The following is a 13,084-nucleotide window of genomic DNA, read 5'->3' on the forward strand; positions in this document are numbered from 1 at the left end:
TCCCATGACGCAGGGGCTATTGTGCCTGATGATCGGAGGGGACAGATGAACGACGTTGCGAGCATCCGGGAGGGCGCCTGCCGTTGCGGGCAATTGCGGCTGAAAGCCCATGGCGCACCGCTGATCACCATGGCCTGCCACTGCGAGGGCTGCCGGAAGATGACCGCGAGCGCCTTCTCGCTCAGCGCGCTCTACCCGCAGGATGCCGTGGAGGTCTCCGGCCTGGAGCCCGTGATCGGGGGCATGCATAGCGAGTTGCATCACTATTTCTGTCCCTATTGCCTCAGCTGGGTGTTTACACGCGCCGAGATGATGGGACCCTTCGTCAATGTCAGGGCGACGATGCTTGATGGTGCAGACGATCTGGCGCCGTTCATCGAAACCTGCGTGGCGGAAAAGCTGTCGTGGGTGACGACGCCGGCCGTCCACAGCTTCGAGGTCTTTCCACCGATGGAGCGCTTTCCGGAGCTTATGGCGCAATACGCGACGTCGCGTCAGGCCTGACACGGTGCCTTCGCGGTATTGCCTGCGCCTGTCGTTTCGCGGCTTGAATGGTCCAGTTCGCTGGGATAAGCCGGAGGTCGGCGCGACGGCGCCATCGCGTTTCTCTTAGCACCCTGGCGGCTTCCCATGCACAAAGTCATTTATGATACCGATCCTGGCGTCGACGATGCCATGGCATTGCTCTTTCTGCATCACCATGCAGAGATCGACCTGATCGGCATCACCACCGTTTTCGGCAATGCGCTGATCGAGACGACGACGCGCAATGCGCTGTTCCTGAAGCGGGAATGGAAGATCGATGCGCCTGTCGCGCGGGGTGCGGGGGAAACCTTCATTCCGCACCGCGTTAGCCATGCGCCACCAACCTCGATCCATGGCGATGACGGCCTGGGCAATATCGGCGTGCCGGAGCAGGTTGATGTGCCGCTTGATCCGCGCCCGGCCCATCGCTTCATTGTCGAAGCGATCCGCGCCAATCCGGGCGAGGTGACCCTGGTGGCCGTCGGTCGCATGACGAACCTTGCCAATGCGCTCAAGGAAGACCCCGAGATCGTCAAGCTGGTGAAGCAGGTCGTCATCATGGGCGGTGCGTTCCATACCAGCGGTAATGTCACGCCGGCGGCCGAGGCCAACATCCATGGCGACCCTGAGGCGGCCGACATGGTGTTTACCGCCTCATGGCCCGTCGTGGTGGTCGGCCTCGACGTGACGATGCAGACCGTGATGACCCGCCAAGCGCTGGCCGATATCCGCGACGCGGCCGGCAGCCGCGCCCAGTTGTTGTTCGATCTGTCGCAGTTCTACATCAAATTCTACGAAAGCCGCGTGCCGGATGGCATGGTGATCCATGACAGCTGTGCGGCCGTCTATGTCGTGGCTCCCGAGCTGTTTACGACCCGCAAGGGATCGATCCGCGTTGTGTGCGGCGGCATTGCGGATGGCATGACCGTGCAGAAGCCGGAAGGGCGCGGATTTGGTCCCTCGGATTGGGATGGCCTGCCCTCCCAGACCATCTGCACTGGCATTGACGCCCCCGCTGTTCTGAAGATCATCCACGACACCATCGTCAGTGTTCGAGAAGACTGATGTTCCAATTGAGGTGTAACGGGCCGACACGGTTATCGGCCCGTTAACCATCATCAAAAAATTAGAGATCTATAAAATTCGGTAAGGTCCTATTAAGGCGTAGCCATGTACCCCTGTACCGGGGGTACAACTATAGAGATCTGAAAAACCATGACAATTTCGTGGAAGACTGTACCACCGAGCGAGGCCGTTGAGGCGGTCCGGCGCGTCGTGATCAGTCAAGGCGAGTATTACGTCACGAAAGATCCCAGCGTCATGATCTCGACTGTTCTTGGATCTTGTGTCGCCGCCTGCATCCGCGATCCCAAGGCCGGCGTGGGAGGCATGAACCATTTTGTCCTGCCCACTCCGATGGGACAACGCGCAGAGGCCGGCGACCAATCCCGCTATGGCTGCTTCCTGATGGAGCGGCTGATCGATCAGCTTGTGGCCCGGGGGGCGTCTCCCAAGCGCATGGAAGCCAAGATATTCGGTGGCGCGAGCTCACTGACCTGTCGATCCACCGTGGGGGAGCGAAACATCGAGTTCGCAACCGAATTTCTGACCACCAGGGGCATCACGATAGTCGAGTCCTTCGTCGGTGGGGCCCTGGGCTGCCGGCTGGAATACTGGCCGGTCTCGGGAAAATCGATGGCCACGATCATGAATACCGCAGTTGAGCCGCCGCCGGCGAAATCGGCCTCGGGTCATCGGCGCTGAAGGCATCGCAGCCAGATCCTCCTAACCCATCACCATGTTGCTCCTGATCATATTGAGCGGGGATGCTTGCAGCGCGTCGCCTTTCGCAAGCATGCGCGTAGAAAATCATTCACCCATATGGTTGACTATTGTCGGAACTTTCGATATTCAACCAATAGGGTGAATGAATGGACGACGACGATCTGTCACGTATCTTGAAGGCTGCTGGAGATACGACGCGCCGGCACATCCTGACGCTGCTCGTTCAAGAGGGCGCGTTGAGAGTGACCGCACTCGCCGCACATTTCGACATGTCGCTGAACTCCGTTTCCAAGCATATCAAGGTGCTGGAGGAGGCAGGGCTGGTCACCCGCCGGACTGTGGGGCGCGAGCATTTCATCGCCGCGGAGCTTGAACCACTCAAGCTCACGGAGACCTGGTTCACGCAGCTGAAGTCCATCTGGGAATTGCGCCTGGCGGCGCTCGAACACGTACTCGTGACAGGGGAAAATGAAGATGAGTGAACTGGAACTGACAGTGAGCCGTACCATACCAGCATCGCGCGAGAAGGTCTTCAATGCCTGGCTTTCGCCTGACCTGATGGCGAAGTTCATGCGGCCGCCAAGCGGCGAGAGCGCCGTATCGCGCGTGGCGAACGATCCGGTGAAGGGCGGCCGTTTTTCGATCGTGATGGTCATGCCGGACAAGGAGGTGGCCCATGCCGGAACCTATCTGGCGATCGACCCCCACAGTCATCTGTCGTTCACCTGGGAGTCGCCCTTGTCGCTTGATGATAGCGTCGTGACGATCGATTTCGCAGAGCCGAGAGCTGGCGTGACCGATATCACCCTGAGGCATGTGAAGTTCCGCAGCGAACAGGCCAGGGACGGCCATCGCCGGGGCTGGAGCGCGATCATCGAGAACTGTGCCGGTCTCCTGGAACTGGCTTGACCCTCACGACGGCTGCCGGTTCCGGCAGCCGTCAGCCTGCCCTTTCCACCATGATCACGGGCAGGCCAAGACTTCTGGCTGCGGCGATCTTGCCGTAGCCCGCTGGGCCGCCGGAGTTTCGGCAGACCAGATGGGTAATGGCATGAGCCATGAGGAGGGCGCATTCCTCCTCCTCGTCCGACGGCTTGCCCAGCACCAGTTCGGCGCTGGCGAAGGGTAAGGGGCTGGCCGGCGGATCGATCATGCGGATCACGAAATGGCAATCCGTTCGTCCCGTGAAAGCATCAAGATACTGGCGTCCCAGGGCCAGGAACACCCTCGCGCCCCCTGGCAGCGCCCTCGCGGCCTGCGTCAGATCCTGGACCGACGTCCAGTGGTCATCCCCGCGGGGCTCCCAGCGCGGTCTCTGAAGTGCCTTTAGAGGCACACCAGTGCTATCGCAGGCAAGCTGCGCGTTTTGTGAAATCCGCGAGGCGAACGGGTGCGTCGCGTCAATGACGAGGGATATGTGGTTTTCCAGGAGATAGCGCGCCAGGCCTTCGCTGCCGCCAAAACCGCCGATCCGCACCTCGCCCGGAGGCAGCACGGGCTCGACCGTCCGCCCAGCAAGAGAAGATATGACCTGCTTTCCCTCCGCGATCAGACGGGCCGCCATCGCCGTGGCTTCTGCCGTTCCGCCGAGGATGAGGATTCGCTCGTGGTTCTCACGGGGCATGGGCGATGATCTTTCCCTTGCGGTCCGTGATGATCACGTCGACATCAACAGGCGCGCCGCGCAGCACGGACAGTGCCGTCTGCCGCGCGTTCACGGCGATCTCCGACGCGATGTCGATGGATTCTTCCGTCATGATTTCAAGTACTTCGAGCGCGGTATTGGCATTTTGAATCCGGTCGCGGACGCCAGTGTCCAGCGTTTCGGCGCAAGCCAATGACAGGAAATAGGAATTTTCGATTCGGCTGCGTGACGAATGCAGGTCCATGGCGCCCTGCGCCAGCTTGGTCATCTTGGCGAAGCCGCCGGCAATCGTCAGCCGCGGCACGGGGTGGACGCGCAGATACTTCAAAAGCCCCCCGGCGAAATCGCCCATGTCGAGCAAGGCGCCATCGGGCAGACCGTAAAAGGCTTGGGCAGCTTTTTCGGATGTCGAGCCTGTCGCGCCGAGTACATGGGTGAGGCCTTCAGCCCTGGCCACGTCGATGCCGCGATGAATTGAGTGAATCCAGGCCGAGCAGGAGAAGGGATTGACGATGCCTGTCGTGCCCAGCACCGACAGTCCGCCGACGATGCCGAGACGCGGATTCCAGGTCTGGGTCGCCAGCTGTTGGCCGCCAGGGATCGATATCGTGATCTCGACATCCGGCTCCCGTCCATGCTGTTGGCAGAGCGCCTCGACCTCCGCCGTCATCATGGCGCGGGGCACTGGATTGATCGCCGGTTCGCCTACGCCGATCGGCAGGCCGGCCTTGGTCACCGTGCCCACGCCGTCGCCTGCCACAAAGCGGATGCCGCTGCCGGACGGTAGGAAACGCACCGAGGCGATTACCGTTGCACCATGGGTAACGTCAGGATCATCACCGGCATCCTTGATGATGCCGGCCTCGGCACGGTCTGCCTCAAGGCCCTCGCGGGCGAGCGCAAAGGCCGGTTCCTGGCCGCGCGGCAGGCGGATCGTCACGGGGTCTGGAAAGGTGCCGGTCAAAAGGGCCGTGAGGGCGGCCTTGGTCGCAGCTGTCGCGCAGGCACCGGTTGTCCAGCCGGTGCGCAGCGACGCCGCGTTTTCAGGCACCCTATCGAGGGCGGTTGTCGTTTTGGGCTGGTCTTTTTCTGCGCCGCTCATGGCCCTGTTATAGGCCAGTCCGGCGCGCTGCGGAAGCCGCGCCAACGCCTTCGGCGATTGCAATTCCGCCGTGGGGGGCATAGACAATCGACATGAGTCATCCGATGTTTTCGCAGCTGCCGTCCCTTGAGCCGGGCCATGTCTGGCTTGCCGGTGCTGGTCCCGGAGATCCAGGCCTTTTGACGCTGCTGGCTGCCCGTGCGCTGGGCGAGGCCGATGTGATCGTGCACGACGCCCTGGTCAACGAGGACTGCCTGCGTCTGGCGCGGCTGGATGCCGAGCTGGAATATGCCGGCAAGCGCGGCGGCAAACCGTCTGCCAAACAGCGCGACATCTCCCTGCGCTTGGTGGAATTGGCCCGTGCGGGCAAGCGTGTGCTGCGGCTCAAGGGTGGCGATCCCTTTGTCTTCGGCCGGGGCGGCGAGGAGGCCCTGACGCTGATCGAACACGGCATTCCCTTCCGCATCGTGCCGGGCATCACCGCCGGCATTGGCGGCCTTGCCTATGCCGGTATCCCGGTGACCCATCGGGAGGTCAACCACGCCGTCACCTTCCTGACGGGGCATGATTCCTCGGGCCTGGTGCCCGATCGGATCGACTGGCAGGCCATTGCTCGTGGGTCACCTGTGATCGTCATGTATATGGCGATCAAGCATATGGATCACATCGTGGCCAAGCTGATCGAGGCAGGGCGTAGCGCCGATGAGCCGATGGCCTTTGTCTGCAATGCCGCAACGGCGCAGCAGGTGGTCGTCGAAACCACGCTCGGTGGCGCGGCATCTGCCATGGCGGCCTGCGGCATCGAGCCGCCGGCCATCGTGGTGGTCGGCGAGGTGGTGCGCCTGCGGCCATCGCTCGATTGGCTTGGCGCCCTGGCTGGCCGCAAGCTCGTGCGCGATCCGTTTGCCGATGATCTCCGCAAGGAGACGGCATGAGCGGGCTGATGATCGCAGCGCCCTCGTCGGCTTCGGGCAAGACGACCGTCACGCTCGGGCTGCTCAGGGCTCTCCGGCATGCCGGTCACGCCATCGCGCCGGGAAAGGCAGGGCCCGACTATATCGATCCGGCCTTTCATGCCGCCGCCAGCGGCGAGGTCTGTCTCAACTTCGACCCCTGGGCCATGCGCCGCGAACTGCTGCTTGCCAATGCCCAACTGCATATGTCCGGCGGCAAGGTGCTGGTGATAGAAGCGATGATGGGCCTGTTCGATGGCGCCGCCGATGGCAAGGGCTCTGCTGCGGATCTTGCATCCATCCTTGGCCTGTCCGTGGTGCTGGTCATCGATTGCGCCCGGGCATCCCATTCCATCGCTGCCATCGTCAGCGGGTTTGCCAATTTCCGCGTGGATACGCGCATCGTCGGCGTCATCCTCAATCGTGTCGGCAGCGCGCGACACGAGGCCATGTTGCGCGATGCGCTCATGGCGATCCGCATGCCGGTTTTTGCCGTCATCCGCACAGACAAGGCGCTGACGCTGCCCGAGCGGCATCTGGGCCTTGTCCAGGCGGGGGAACATGGCGAACTCGATGCGTTCATCGAGCGCGCCGCTGCCACCGTTGCCGGCGAATGCGATCTGGATCTTCTGATGCGCACCGCGCGCCATATCCCGGACAGGACGTCAGAGGCCAATATCACAAGGCTTCCGCCCCTGGGCCAGCGCATTGCCGTGGCCCGCGATGTCGCCTTCTCCTTCTCTTACGAGCACATGCTGATGGGATGGCGCCGGCGCGGTGCGGAGATCTCCTTCTTTTCACCGCTTGGCGACGAGGCGCCGGCTGAGGATGCCGATGCGGTCTATCTGCCGGGCGGCTATCCCGAATTGCATGCGGATCGGCTTGCGGCGGCGACGCGGTTCAAGGCCGGCATGCGGCAAGCCGAAGCGCGCGGGGCGCTGATTTTCGGTGAGTGCGGTGGCTACATGACCTTGGGCGAGGGTCTTGTCGATGCCGACGGAAAGCGCCACGAGATGCTGGGCATGCTGCCCGTCGTCACCAGTTTTGCGACGCGCCGCCGCCAGCTTGGTTACCGGCGTGTGACACCCGTCGACGGTTCCGTGTTCGTCGATTCGATGACCGCGCATGAATTTCACTACGCCACCATTGTCTCCGAGGACCTTGGATCGGGTGGTTGCGTCAGGCTGTTCCGGGCCTCAGATGCCCTAGGAGAAGCGCTGGGGGAGGTGGGTCTGAGGCGAGGGCGGGTTGCCGGCTCCTATATCCATCTCATCGACGTGGCCGGCGAGGGCGAATGAGCAATCCCATAGTTCACGGTGGCGGGCTTGCCGCGGCGGCCGCGCGATATGGCGGACGGATCGAGGATTGGCTCGATCTCTCCACGGGTATCAATCCCTGCCCGCCTGACTTGCCGCCCATACCGAGCCGGGCCTGGCATCGATTGCCGGACAAGGAGTTGGAGGCTGATGCGCGGCTTGCGGCGCAGGCATTCTATCGCAGTGGGTCGCGTTTGCCCTTGCCGGTCCCGGGCACCCAGTCCGTAATCCAAATCCTGCCGAGGCTTGTGCCAGCGGATCGGCCGGTTGCCGTCGTGGGACCCACCTACGGCGAATACCAGCGCGTGCTGGCGCTGGCCGGTTTTGAGGTGCGGTCGGTGTCTTCGGTCGGCGAGATCGATGACCGGCATGGACTTGCCGTGGTCGTCAATCCCAACAATCCAGATGGTCGCCGGCATGATCGTGCCGAACTCCTTGCTGCGGCGGAACGGCTCTCGGCGGCCGGTGGCTGGCTCGTGGTGGACGAGGCTTTCGGCGATCTGAAGCCGGCAGCCAGCTTAGCGGGAGATGATGTTGCCAATCTCCTGGTCTTCCGCTCCTTCGGGAAGTTTTTCGGCATGGCGGGGATAAGGCTTGGTTTCGTGATCGCCGCCGAGGATGTGGTCGAGCGGGTAGCCGGGTGGCTGGGGCCATGGGCCGTCTCCGGTCCGGCGCTCTCCTTGGCGGCGCAGTTGTTTCGAAGCGACAGCGCGCCGATCAGCGCCGTGATTGCCGAGCGATCGGGCGCTCTGGCCAGGGTGTTGCAAGGCGCCAATCTTCAGGTCGCGGGTGGGGCCGGCCTGTTCATGCTGGTCGATCATCCAAATGCTGCGACCCTGCATGAGCATCTGTGCCGTGCCCATATCCTGACTCGCCGTTTCGATTATGCACCGACCTGGCTGCGATTCGGCCTCGCGCCGGATGCGGCTGGCGATGGGCGGCTGGCGAATGCGCTCTCCTCCTGGCGCATGGGCGACCAATGATCGCCGAACCGCTGATCCTGATTGTCGCCCTGCTGCTGGACCGGCTGATCGGTGATCCGCCCTGGCTGTGGAACCGCGTTCCGCATCCCGTCGTCCTGTTCGGGACGGCCATCGGCTTCTTGGATCGGCACCTCAACAAACCAAGCCTTTCGAATGCCTCCCGCCGTCTTGCCGGCGTGGCGGCCATCGTCGTGCTTCTCACTCTGAGTTTCCTGATAGGGGACATGCTGAGCGCGCTTTTCCGGCACCTTCACCTCTTGGGATTTGTTGCCGAAATCGTCATCGTCGCCGTGCTTCTGGCGCAAAAGAGCCTGGGAGATCATGTCATGGCGGTGGCGCTGGGGCTGCGTGAGGGCGGTCTTACGGGTGGACGCCAGGCCGTTTCGATGATCGTCGGACGCGATCCGAACACACTGGACGAAAGCGGTGTGTGCCGCGCCGCCATCGAAAGCCTGTCAGAAAACTTCGCAGATGGGGTGGTTGCCCCGGCCTTCTGGTATGCGGTGTTGGGACTGCCGGGTATACTTGCCTACAAGATGCTCAATACTGCCGATTCCATGATCGGCCACAAGTCGGAGAAGTATCTCTATTTCGGCTGGGCCTCGGCGCGTCTCGATGATCTGGCCAATTGGCCGGCTGCCAGACTGTCGGCGGGCCTGATCGCGGTTGCTGCGTGGGGGAGGCTTGGTGCTGCTGCAGGCCGGGCGTCGATGAGCGCGGCCTTGCGTGACAGCGGGCTGCATCGCTCGCCCAATTCGGGCTGGCCGGAGGCTGCGATGGCCGGCGCCATCGATGTGCAGCTGGCCGGCCCGCGCCAATATCGCGGTGAGACGGTCAGCGAATCCATGATGCATGCGCAGGGCAGGGCGCGGGCCGGCGTTGGCGATATAGAGCGCGCCGTGTCGCTGTTTTACGCTGCCTGTTCGGCGCTGACCATTCTTGCTGTCCTATACAGCCTGATGTCGTATTTGCTTTAAAATGTATCAATTCGCGACAGTTGTTTTTACTGTTCCGATTTGAACTCTGTCAGCCTTGCGATTTAGTCTTGTGTAAGCAAAACTCTATTATATTCTCCCTGATCGGGTGCCTTTTTGGCAGTAAAAAAGAGGGGAGAAAATGCGCAAAATTCTTATGGCCGCCTCGGCCTTTCTATGCCTGGCCTTCCAGCCTGTCGTGGCGTCGGCCGGTGATATCGTGGCCCGCATCAATATATCGCAGCAAACCATGACGGTTTCTCAGGATGGTGTGGTGACACATCGCTGGAAGGTCTCCACGGCGCGCAAGGGCTATGTCACGCCCGTCGGCAGCTACAGCGCCAAATGGGCGTCACGGCATCATCGGTCGCGCAAGTATGACAACGCGCCGATGCCCTATGCCATTTTCTTCAAGGGTGGCTATGCCGTTCACGCGACCTTCGATCTGAAGCGGCTCGGTCAACCGGCGTCCCATGGCTGTATTCGGCTGCATCCCGACAATGCGGCGCAATTTTTCGCCATGGCCAACCGCAATGGCCTGAGGAACACCCAGATCGTCATTACGCGCTGAATGAAGCCACCGGCTTCGACACCAAGCAGCGGGCGCTTTCGGGCGCCCGTTTCGTATCAATCGCCGCCGGCGGCGCGGCGCAGGCGCTTGATGTCTGGAATGGTCACATGGCGATTGTTCTCGATGACGATGATGCCTTCCTTGCGCAGCTTCGTCATCTGCCGGCTCACCGTTTCGATCGTCAGTCCGAGGAAATCCGCGATATCGGCCCGTGAAAGCGGCAGGTCGAAGGACTGGGTCGCCTGTTGCTCGGGGTTGATATGGGTCGCGATCAGGTTGAGGAAGCTTGCGACCTTTTCATGGGCGGTCTTCCGACCAAGCGTCAGCATCCAGTCGCGCGCTTCGTCAAGTTCCTTCAGCGATTGATTGTGCAGCTTCCGTTCGAAATCCGGTACCTCGGTGGCGAAGCGGTCGATGATCTGGCGCGGGAAGGTGCAGATTTCCGTCGTTGTCGCCGCTTCCGCCGCGATCGTGCTTTCGCCGAGAAAAGGCCGGCCGAGGAAATCCGGGGCAAATTGCAGGCCGACGATCTGCTGGCGCCCGTCCGACATCATCTTCGACAATTTAACGACACCGCGCAGAATATTCGAGTAGTGCGAGGTTTCCTCGCCCTGGCCGATGACTTCGATGCCCGACTGGATTTCGCGGCGGGAGGAGTGACGATTGAGTTCCACGAGCTGACTGGCCGACAGGGTCGAACAAACACCACCATGGCGCGCATCGCATGACCGGCAGATCGCCGGAGTTTCGCTGTCGCTCGCGGTTTTCTTCTGTGCGTCCATGATGATCTTCTGCTCCGCCATGGCGATGGTCGCATGACCACAGGGCTGGCTTGAGGGTTGGTCGTCGTCCGGGGCTATCCCGTCCAATCTCCAGCCAAAATTACCAGCAAATTGATCGAAGTCAAAGGATTGCGGCGGGTAAGGGCCTATCTCCACACTGCACCTTCGTCTCGATCGGGATTGTGAGAATTTCATGAGCAAGAGCCTTCTGGCCAAATATTCTGGCCCTGTTCCGCGCTACACCAGCTATCCGACCGCGCCGCATTTCCACGAGGGCGTCGGTTGCGGCAATTACGCGCAATGGCTGAAGGCGCTGGGGCCGGGGCAGTCGCTTTCGCTCTATCTGCACATTCCCTATTGTGACCGGCTCTGTTGGTTCTGCGCCTGCCATACCAAGCACACGCTGAGATATGAGCCGATCGCCACCTATCTGGAGGCGCTGCACCGAGAAATCGCCGCGGTCGGTGAGTTGGTCGGCAGTGGTGCGCGCGTCAGCGCCGTGCATTTCGGCGGAGGATCGCCCACCATGCTGCGGCCCGAGGACATGACGGCGCTGATGGCCGCGCTGCGCGCCGCCTTCGATTTCCGGGAGGATGTCGAGATCAGCGTCGAGATGGATCCGAACGACCTGGATGATCCGCGCTATGATGCGCTTGCAGCGGTCGGCATGACGCGGGCCAGCCTCGGTGTGCAGGACTTTCACCCCGATGTGCAGAAGGCGATCAACCGCATCCAGACCTTCGAACAGACCCGCTCGGTTGTTGAGGCTGTTCGTGCACGCGGTGCCCGGTCAGTGAATTGCGACATTCTCTATGGCCTGCCGCATCAGACGGAGGAGACGCTGGCGCGCACGGTGGAACAGATCGTCTCGCTCGATCCCGACCGGGTGGCGCTGTTCGGCTATGCACATGTGCCGTGGATGAAGAAGCATCAGACCATGATTCCGGACGCGTCCTTGCCCGGCATGGAGGCACGTTTCGCGCAGATGAACCTCGCTGCCGACATGCTGGTGGCAGCCGGATATGTTCCCGTCGGTATCGACCATTTCGCCAAGCCGGATGACAGCCTGGCGGTCGCCACGGCTTCCGGGCGGTTGCGGCGGAACTTCCAGGGCTATACCGACGATGCGGCCGATGCCGTCATCGGTCTCGGTGCCTCGTCCATCGGGCAACTGCCGCAGGGCTATGTGCAAAACATCACGGCGACGGCCGATTACCAGCGCATGGCCCACGGACAGGGGCTTGCGGTCACCCGAGGGATTGCCATGACGGAGGAAGACTCCGCCCGTGCGCATGTGATCGAGCGCATCATGTGCGACTTTTCCTTCTCGCTCTGCGAGTTGCGCGCCACCTACCCCTGGATTGCGGAAAGCCTGGTGGAAGAGGCCAAGGCTTTCGCCGAAGCCGACCAGGACGGCCTGTGCATCATCGATGACAAGAGGTTTTCACTGACGCCTGCCGGTCGGCCTTTCGCCCGCACGGTCGCCGCGGTCTTCGACAGCTATCTCGCCAACGGCAAGGGGCGGCACTCCGTGGCAGTCTAGGCGATTGCTGTTTCAGCAACACTGTCACGGCATTTTTCCACAAGTACCATTCTGGCCATTGGCATTCGGGTTCGTTTTGCCTATGTGGGGAACCGAATTGGATTTTTCGTGAGGACTATGAGCGTGACCGCTACATTCGACAAAGTTGCCGACATCATCGCTGAAACGAGCGAAATCGACCGGGCAACGATTACGCCGGAAAGCCATACGATCGACGATCTCGGTATCGACAGCCTCGACTTCCTCGACATCGTGTTCGCGATCGACAAGGAATTCGGCATCAAGATCCCGCTGGAGCAGTGGACCCAGGAAGTCAACGAAGGCAAGGTTTCGACCGAAGAATACTTCGTGCTGAAGAATCTCTGCGCCAAGATCGATGAGCTGAGGGCCGCCAAGGCTTGATGCCTGGCGTCTCGGACCCGGCCAATGCTGCTTGAATACTTCCAGATGATCGACAAGGTGGAGGCGCTCAGCCTGCCCGAGGGCAAGCTTGTGGCGCGCTCCGTCGTGCCGCAGGCAAGCCCTGTCTTTGAAGGTCATTTTCCGGGAATGCCGCTGGTGCCTGGTGTGCTGCTCATCGAGACGATGGCGCAGGCTTCCGGGTTTCTCGTGTTGGCGCACAGCAATTTTGCCGCCATGCCGTTCCTGATGTCGGTCGATGGCGCGAAGATGCGGACCTTTGTCGAGCCGGGCGCCGTTCTCGACATCGAGGCGGTGCTGGAGCATGACGGGTCCGGCTTTGCCGTGACCAAGACGCGCATAACGTCGGCCGGCAAGAAGATCTGCGATGCGCAATTGAAGCTCAGGACTATGCCGTTCAGCGAGGTTCCGCTGGCGGATATCGTTCGAAACCGGGCGGCCGAGGTCGGTCTGACGGACCTGATGGCCCGATCTGCCTGACAGGC

The 13,084-nt window shown here is 61.9% G+C and carries 16 protein-coding genes; 13 read left to right on the forward strand and 3 right to left on the reverse strand.

Going from position 1 to position 13,084, the window contains the following annotated elements:
- The first annotated feature begins 45 nt into the window (after positions 1 to 45).
- From B9A97_RS11450 to B9A97_RS11470, 5 genes are all read left to right on the forward strand, one after another.
- On the forward strand, positions 46 to 504 hold the full coding sequence (locus B9A97_RS11450) for a GFA family protein (protein ID WP_084365453.1): 459 nt from the start codon (positions 46 to 48) through the stop codon (positions 502 to 504).
- A gap of 126 nt (positions 505 to 630) precedes the next feature.
- On the forward strand, positions 631 to 1,590 hold the full coding sequence (locus tag B9A97_RS11455; protein ID WP_084365454.1) for a nucleoside hydrolase: 960 nt from the start codon (positions 631 to 633) through the stop codon (positions 1,588 to 1,590).
- A 150-nt stretch (positions 1,591 to 1,740) separates the two neighbouring features.
- Complete coding sequence (locus B9A97_RS11460) at positions 1,741 to 2,289, forward strand: chemotaxis protein CheD (protein WP_084365455.1); 549 nt, start codon at positions 1,741 to 1,743, stop codon at positions 2,287 to 2,289.
- A 167-nt stretch (positions 2,290 to 2,456) separates the two neighbouring features.
- Positions 2,457 to 2,792: an ArsR/SmtB family transcription factor gene (locus B9A97_RS11465; RefSeq protein WP_084365456.1), complete on the forward strand. Its 336-nt coding sequence runs from the start codon at positions 2,457 to 2,459 to the stop codon at positions 2,790 to 2,792.
- The gene (locus B9A97_RS11470) at positions 2,785 to 3,219 is read left to right on the forward strand and encodes an SRPBCC family protein (RefSeq protein ID WP_084365457.1); all 435 of its coding nucleotides are present in this window, start codon (positions 2,785 to 2,787) and stop codon (positions 3,217 to 3,219) included. Before B9A97_RS11465 ends, B9A97_RS11470 begins: the two co-directional genes overlap by 8 nt.
- Positions 3,220 to 3,250: 31 nt before the next feature.
- Here B9A97_RS11470 and B9A97_RS11475 read toward each other — a convergent pair whose 3' ends face one another.
- On the reverse strand, positions 3,251 to 3,934 hold the full coding sequence (locus B9A97_RS11475) for a cobalt-precorrin-6A reductase (protein ID WP_084365458.1): 684 nt from the start codon (positions 3,932 to 3,934) through the stop codon (positions 3,251 to 3,253).
- A complete protein-coding gene (locus tag B9A97_RS11480) occupies positions 3,924 to 5,057 on the reverse strand; it encodes a cobalt-precorrin-5B (C(1))-methyltransferase (RefSeq protein ID WP_084365546.1) in 1,134 nt (377 codons plus the stop codon). Before B9A97_RS11480 ends, B9A97_RS11475 begins: the two co-directional genes overlap by 11 nt.
- 92 nt (positions 5,058 to 5,149) lie before the next feature.
- Here B9A97_RS11480 and cobA point away from each other — a divergent pair, with 92 nt between their 5' ends.
- From cobA to B9A97_RS11505, 5 genes are all read left to right on the forward strand, one after another.
- A complete protein-coding gene (gene cobA / locus B9A97_RS11485) occupies positions 5,150 to 5,992 on the forward strand; it encodes a uroporphyrinogen-III C-methyltransferase (protein WP_084365459.1) in 843 nt (280 codons plus the stop codon).
- Positions 5,989 to 7,308 (forward strand): cobyrinate a,c-diamide synthase, encoded by a 1,320-nt coding sequence (locus B9A97_RS11490; protein WP_084365460.1) that lies wholly within the window; start codon positions 5,989 to 5,991, stop codon positions 7,306 to 7,308. The genes cobA and B9A97_RS11490 overlap by 4 nt, the downstream gene beginning before the upstream one ends.
- Positions 7,305 to 8,309, forward strand: coding sequence for a threonine-phosphate decarboxylase CobD (cobD, locus tag B9A97_RS11495; RefSeq protein WP_084365461.1), 1,005 nt, complete (start codon positions 7,305 to 7,307; stop codon positions 8,307 to 8,309). Before B9A97_RS11490 ends, cobD begins: the two co-directional genes overlap by 4 nt.
- On the forward strand, positions 8,306 to 9,286 hold the full coding sequence (gene cbiB / locus B9A97_RS11500) for an adenosylcobinamide-phosphate synthase CbiB (RefSeq protein WP_084365462.1): 981 nt from the start codon (positions 8,306 to 8,308) through the stop codon (positions 9,284 to 9,286). Before cobD ends, cbiB begins: the two co-directional genes overlap by 4 nt.
- 139 nt (positions 9,287 to 9,425) lie before the next feature.
- Complete coding sequence (locus B9A97_RS11505) at positions 9,426 to 9,854, forward strand: L,D-transpeptidase (RefSeq protein WP_084365463.1); 429 nt, start codon at positions 9,426 to 9,428, stop codon at positions 9,852 to 9,854.
- Positions 9,855 to 9,910: 56 nt separating this feature from the next.
- On the opposite strand, the gene B9A97_RS11510 is transcribed toward B9A97_RS11505, so the two are convergent.
- Positions 9,911 to 10,636, reverse strand: a complete 726-nt coding sequence (locus B9A97_RS11510; RefSeq protein WP_084365547.1) for a Crp/Fnr family transcriptional regulator — start codon at positions 10,634 to 10,636, stop codon at positions 9,911 to 9,913.
- Positions 10,637 to 10,829: 193 nt separating this feature from the next.
- On the opposite strand from B9A97_RS11510, the gene hemN reads away from it, so the two are divergent.
- The 3 genes from hemN to B9A97_RS11525 all read left to right on the forward strand — a co-directional run bounded on the left by hemN (position 10,830) and on the right by B9A97_RS11525 (position 13,079).
- Entirely contained in the window at positions 10,830 to 12,179 is a 1,350-nt protein-coding gene (hemN, locus tag B9A97_RS11515) for an oxygen-independent coproporphyrinogen III oxidase (protein WP_084365464.1), read from the forward strand.
- Between the two features lie 117 nt (positions 12,180 to 12,296).
- The gene (locus B9A97_RS11520) at positions 12,297 to 12,581 is read left to right on the forward strand and encodes an acyl carrier protein (protein WP_143530416.1); all 285 of its coding nucleotides are present in this window, start codon (positions 12,297 to 12,299) and stop codon (positions 12,579 to 12,581) included.
- 24 nt (positions 12,582 to 12,605) lie between these two features.
- Positions 12,606 to 13,079, forward strand: a complete 474-nt coding sequence (locus tag B9A97_RS11525) for a 3-hydroxyacyl-ACP dehydratase FabZ family protein (protein ID WP_084365465.1) — start codon at positions 12,606 to 12,608, stop codon at positions 13,077 to 13,079.
- Positions 13,080 to 13,084 lie beyond the last annotated feature (5 nt).

The organism is Rhizobium sp. RU36D, from assembly GCF_900176345.1.
Lineage (GTDB): Bacteria > Pseudomonadota > Alphaproteobacteria > Rhizobiales > Rhizobiaceae > Allorhizobium.

Bases quoted from the DNA above. Each gene is read 5' to 3' on its own strand.
- B9A97_RS11450 (WP_084365453.1), top strand. From the start codon at position 46: ATGAACGACGTTGCGAGCATCCGGGAGGGCGCCTGCCGTTGCGGGCAA.
- B9A97_RS11455 (WP_084365454.1), top strand. From the start codon at position 631: ATGCACAAAGTCATTTATGATACCGATCCTGGCGTCGACGATGCCATG.
- B9A97_RS11460 (WP_084365455.1), top strand. From the start codon at position 1,741: ATGACAATTTCGTGGAAGACTGTACCACCGAGCGAGGCCGTTGAGGCG.
- B9A97_RS11465 (WP_084365456.1), top strand. From the start codon at position 2,457: ATGGACGACGACGATCTGTCACGTATCTTGAAGGCTGCTGGAGATACG.
- B9A97_RS11470 (WP_084365457.1), top strand. From the start codon at position 2,785: ATGAGTGAACTGGAACTGACAGTGAGCCGTACCATACCAGCATCGCGC.
- B9A97_RS11475 (WP_084365458.1), bottom strand. From the start codon at position 3,934: ATGCCCCGTGAGAACCACGAGCGAATCCTCATCCTCGGCGGAACGGCA.
- B9A97_RS11480 (WP_084365546.1), bottom strand. From the start codon at position 5,057: ATGAGCGGCGCAGAAAAAGACCAGCCCAAAACGACAACCGCCCTCGAT.
- cobA (WP_084365459.1), top strand. From the start codon at position 5,150: ATGAGTCATCCGATGTTTTCGCAGCTGCCGTCCCTTGAGCCGGGCCAT.
- B9A97_RS11490 (WP_084365460.1), top strand. From the start codon at position 5,989: ATGAGCGGGCTGATGATCGCAGCGCCCTCGTCGGCTTCGGGCAAGACG.
- cobD (WP_084365461.1), top strand. From the start codon at position 7,305: ATGAGCAATCCCATAGTTCACGGTGGCGGGCTTGCCGCGGCGGCCGCG.
- cbiB (WP_084365462.1), top strand. From the start codon at position 8,306: ATGATCGCCGAACCGCTGATCCTGATTGTCGCCCTGCTGCTGGACCGG.
- B9A97_RS11505 (WP_084365463.1), top strand. From the start codon at position 9,426: ATGCGCAAAATTCTTATGGCCGCCTCGGCCTTTCTATGCCTGGCCTTC.
- B9A97_RS11510 (WP_084365547.1), bottom strand. From the start codon at position 10,636: ATGGACGCACAGAAGAAAACCGCGAGCGACAGCGAAACTCCGGCGATC.
- hemN (WP_084365464.1), top strand. From the start codon at position 10,830: ATGAGCAAGAGCCTTCTGGCCAAATATTCTGGCCCTGTTCCGCGCTAC.
- B9A97_RS11520 (WP_143530416.1), top strand. From the start codon at position 12,297: ATGAGCGTGACCGCTACATTCGACAAAGTTGCCGACATCATCGCTGAA.
- B9A97_RS11525 (WP_084365465.1), top strand. From the start codon at position 12,606: ATGCTGCTTGAATACTTCCAGATGATCGACAAGGTGGAGGCGCTCAGC.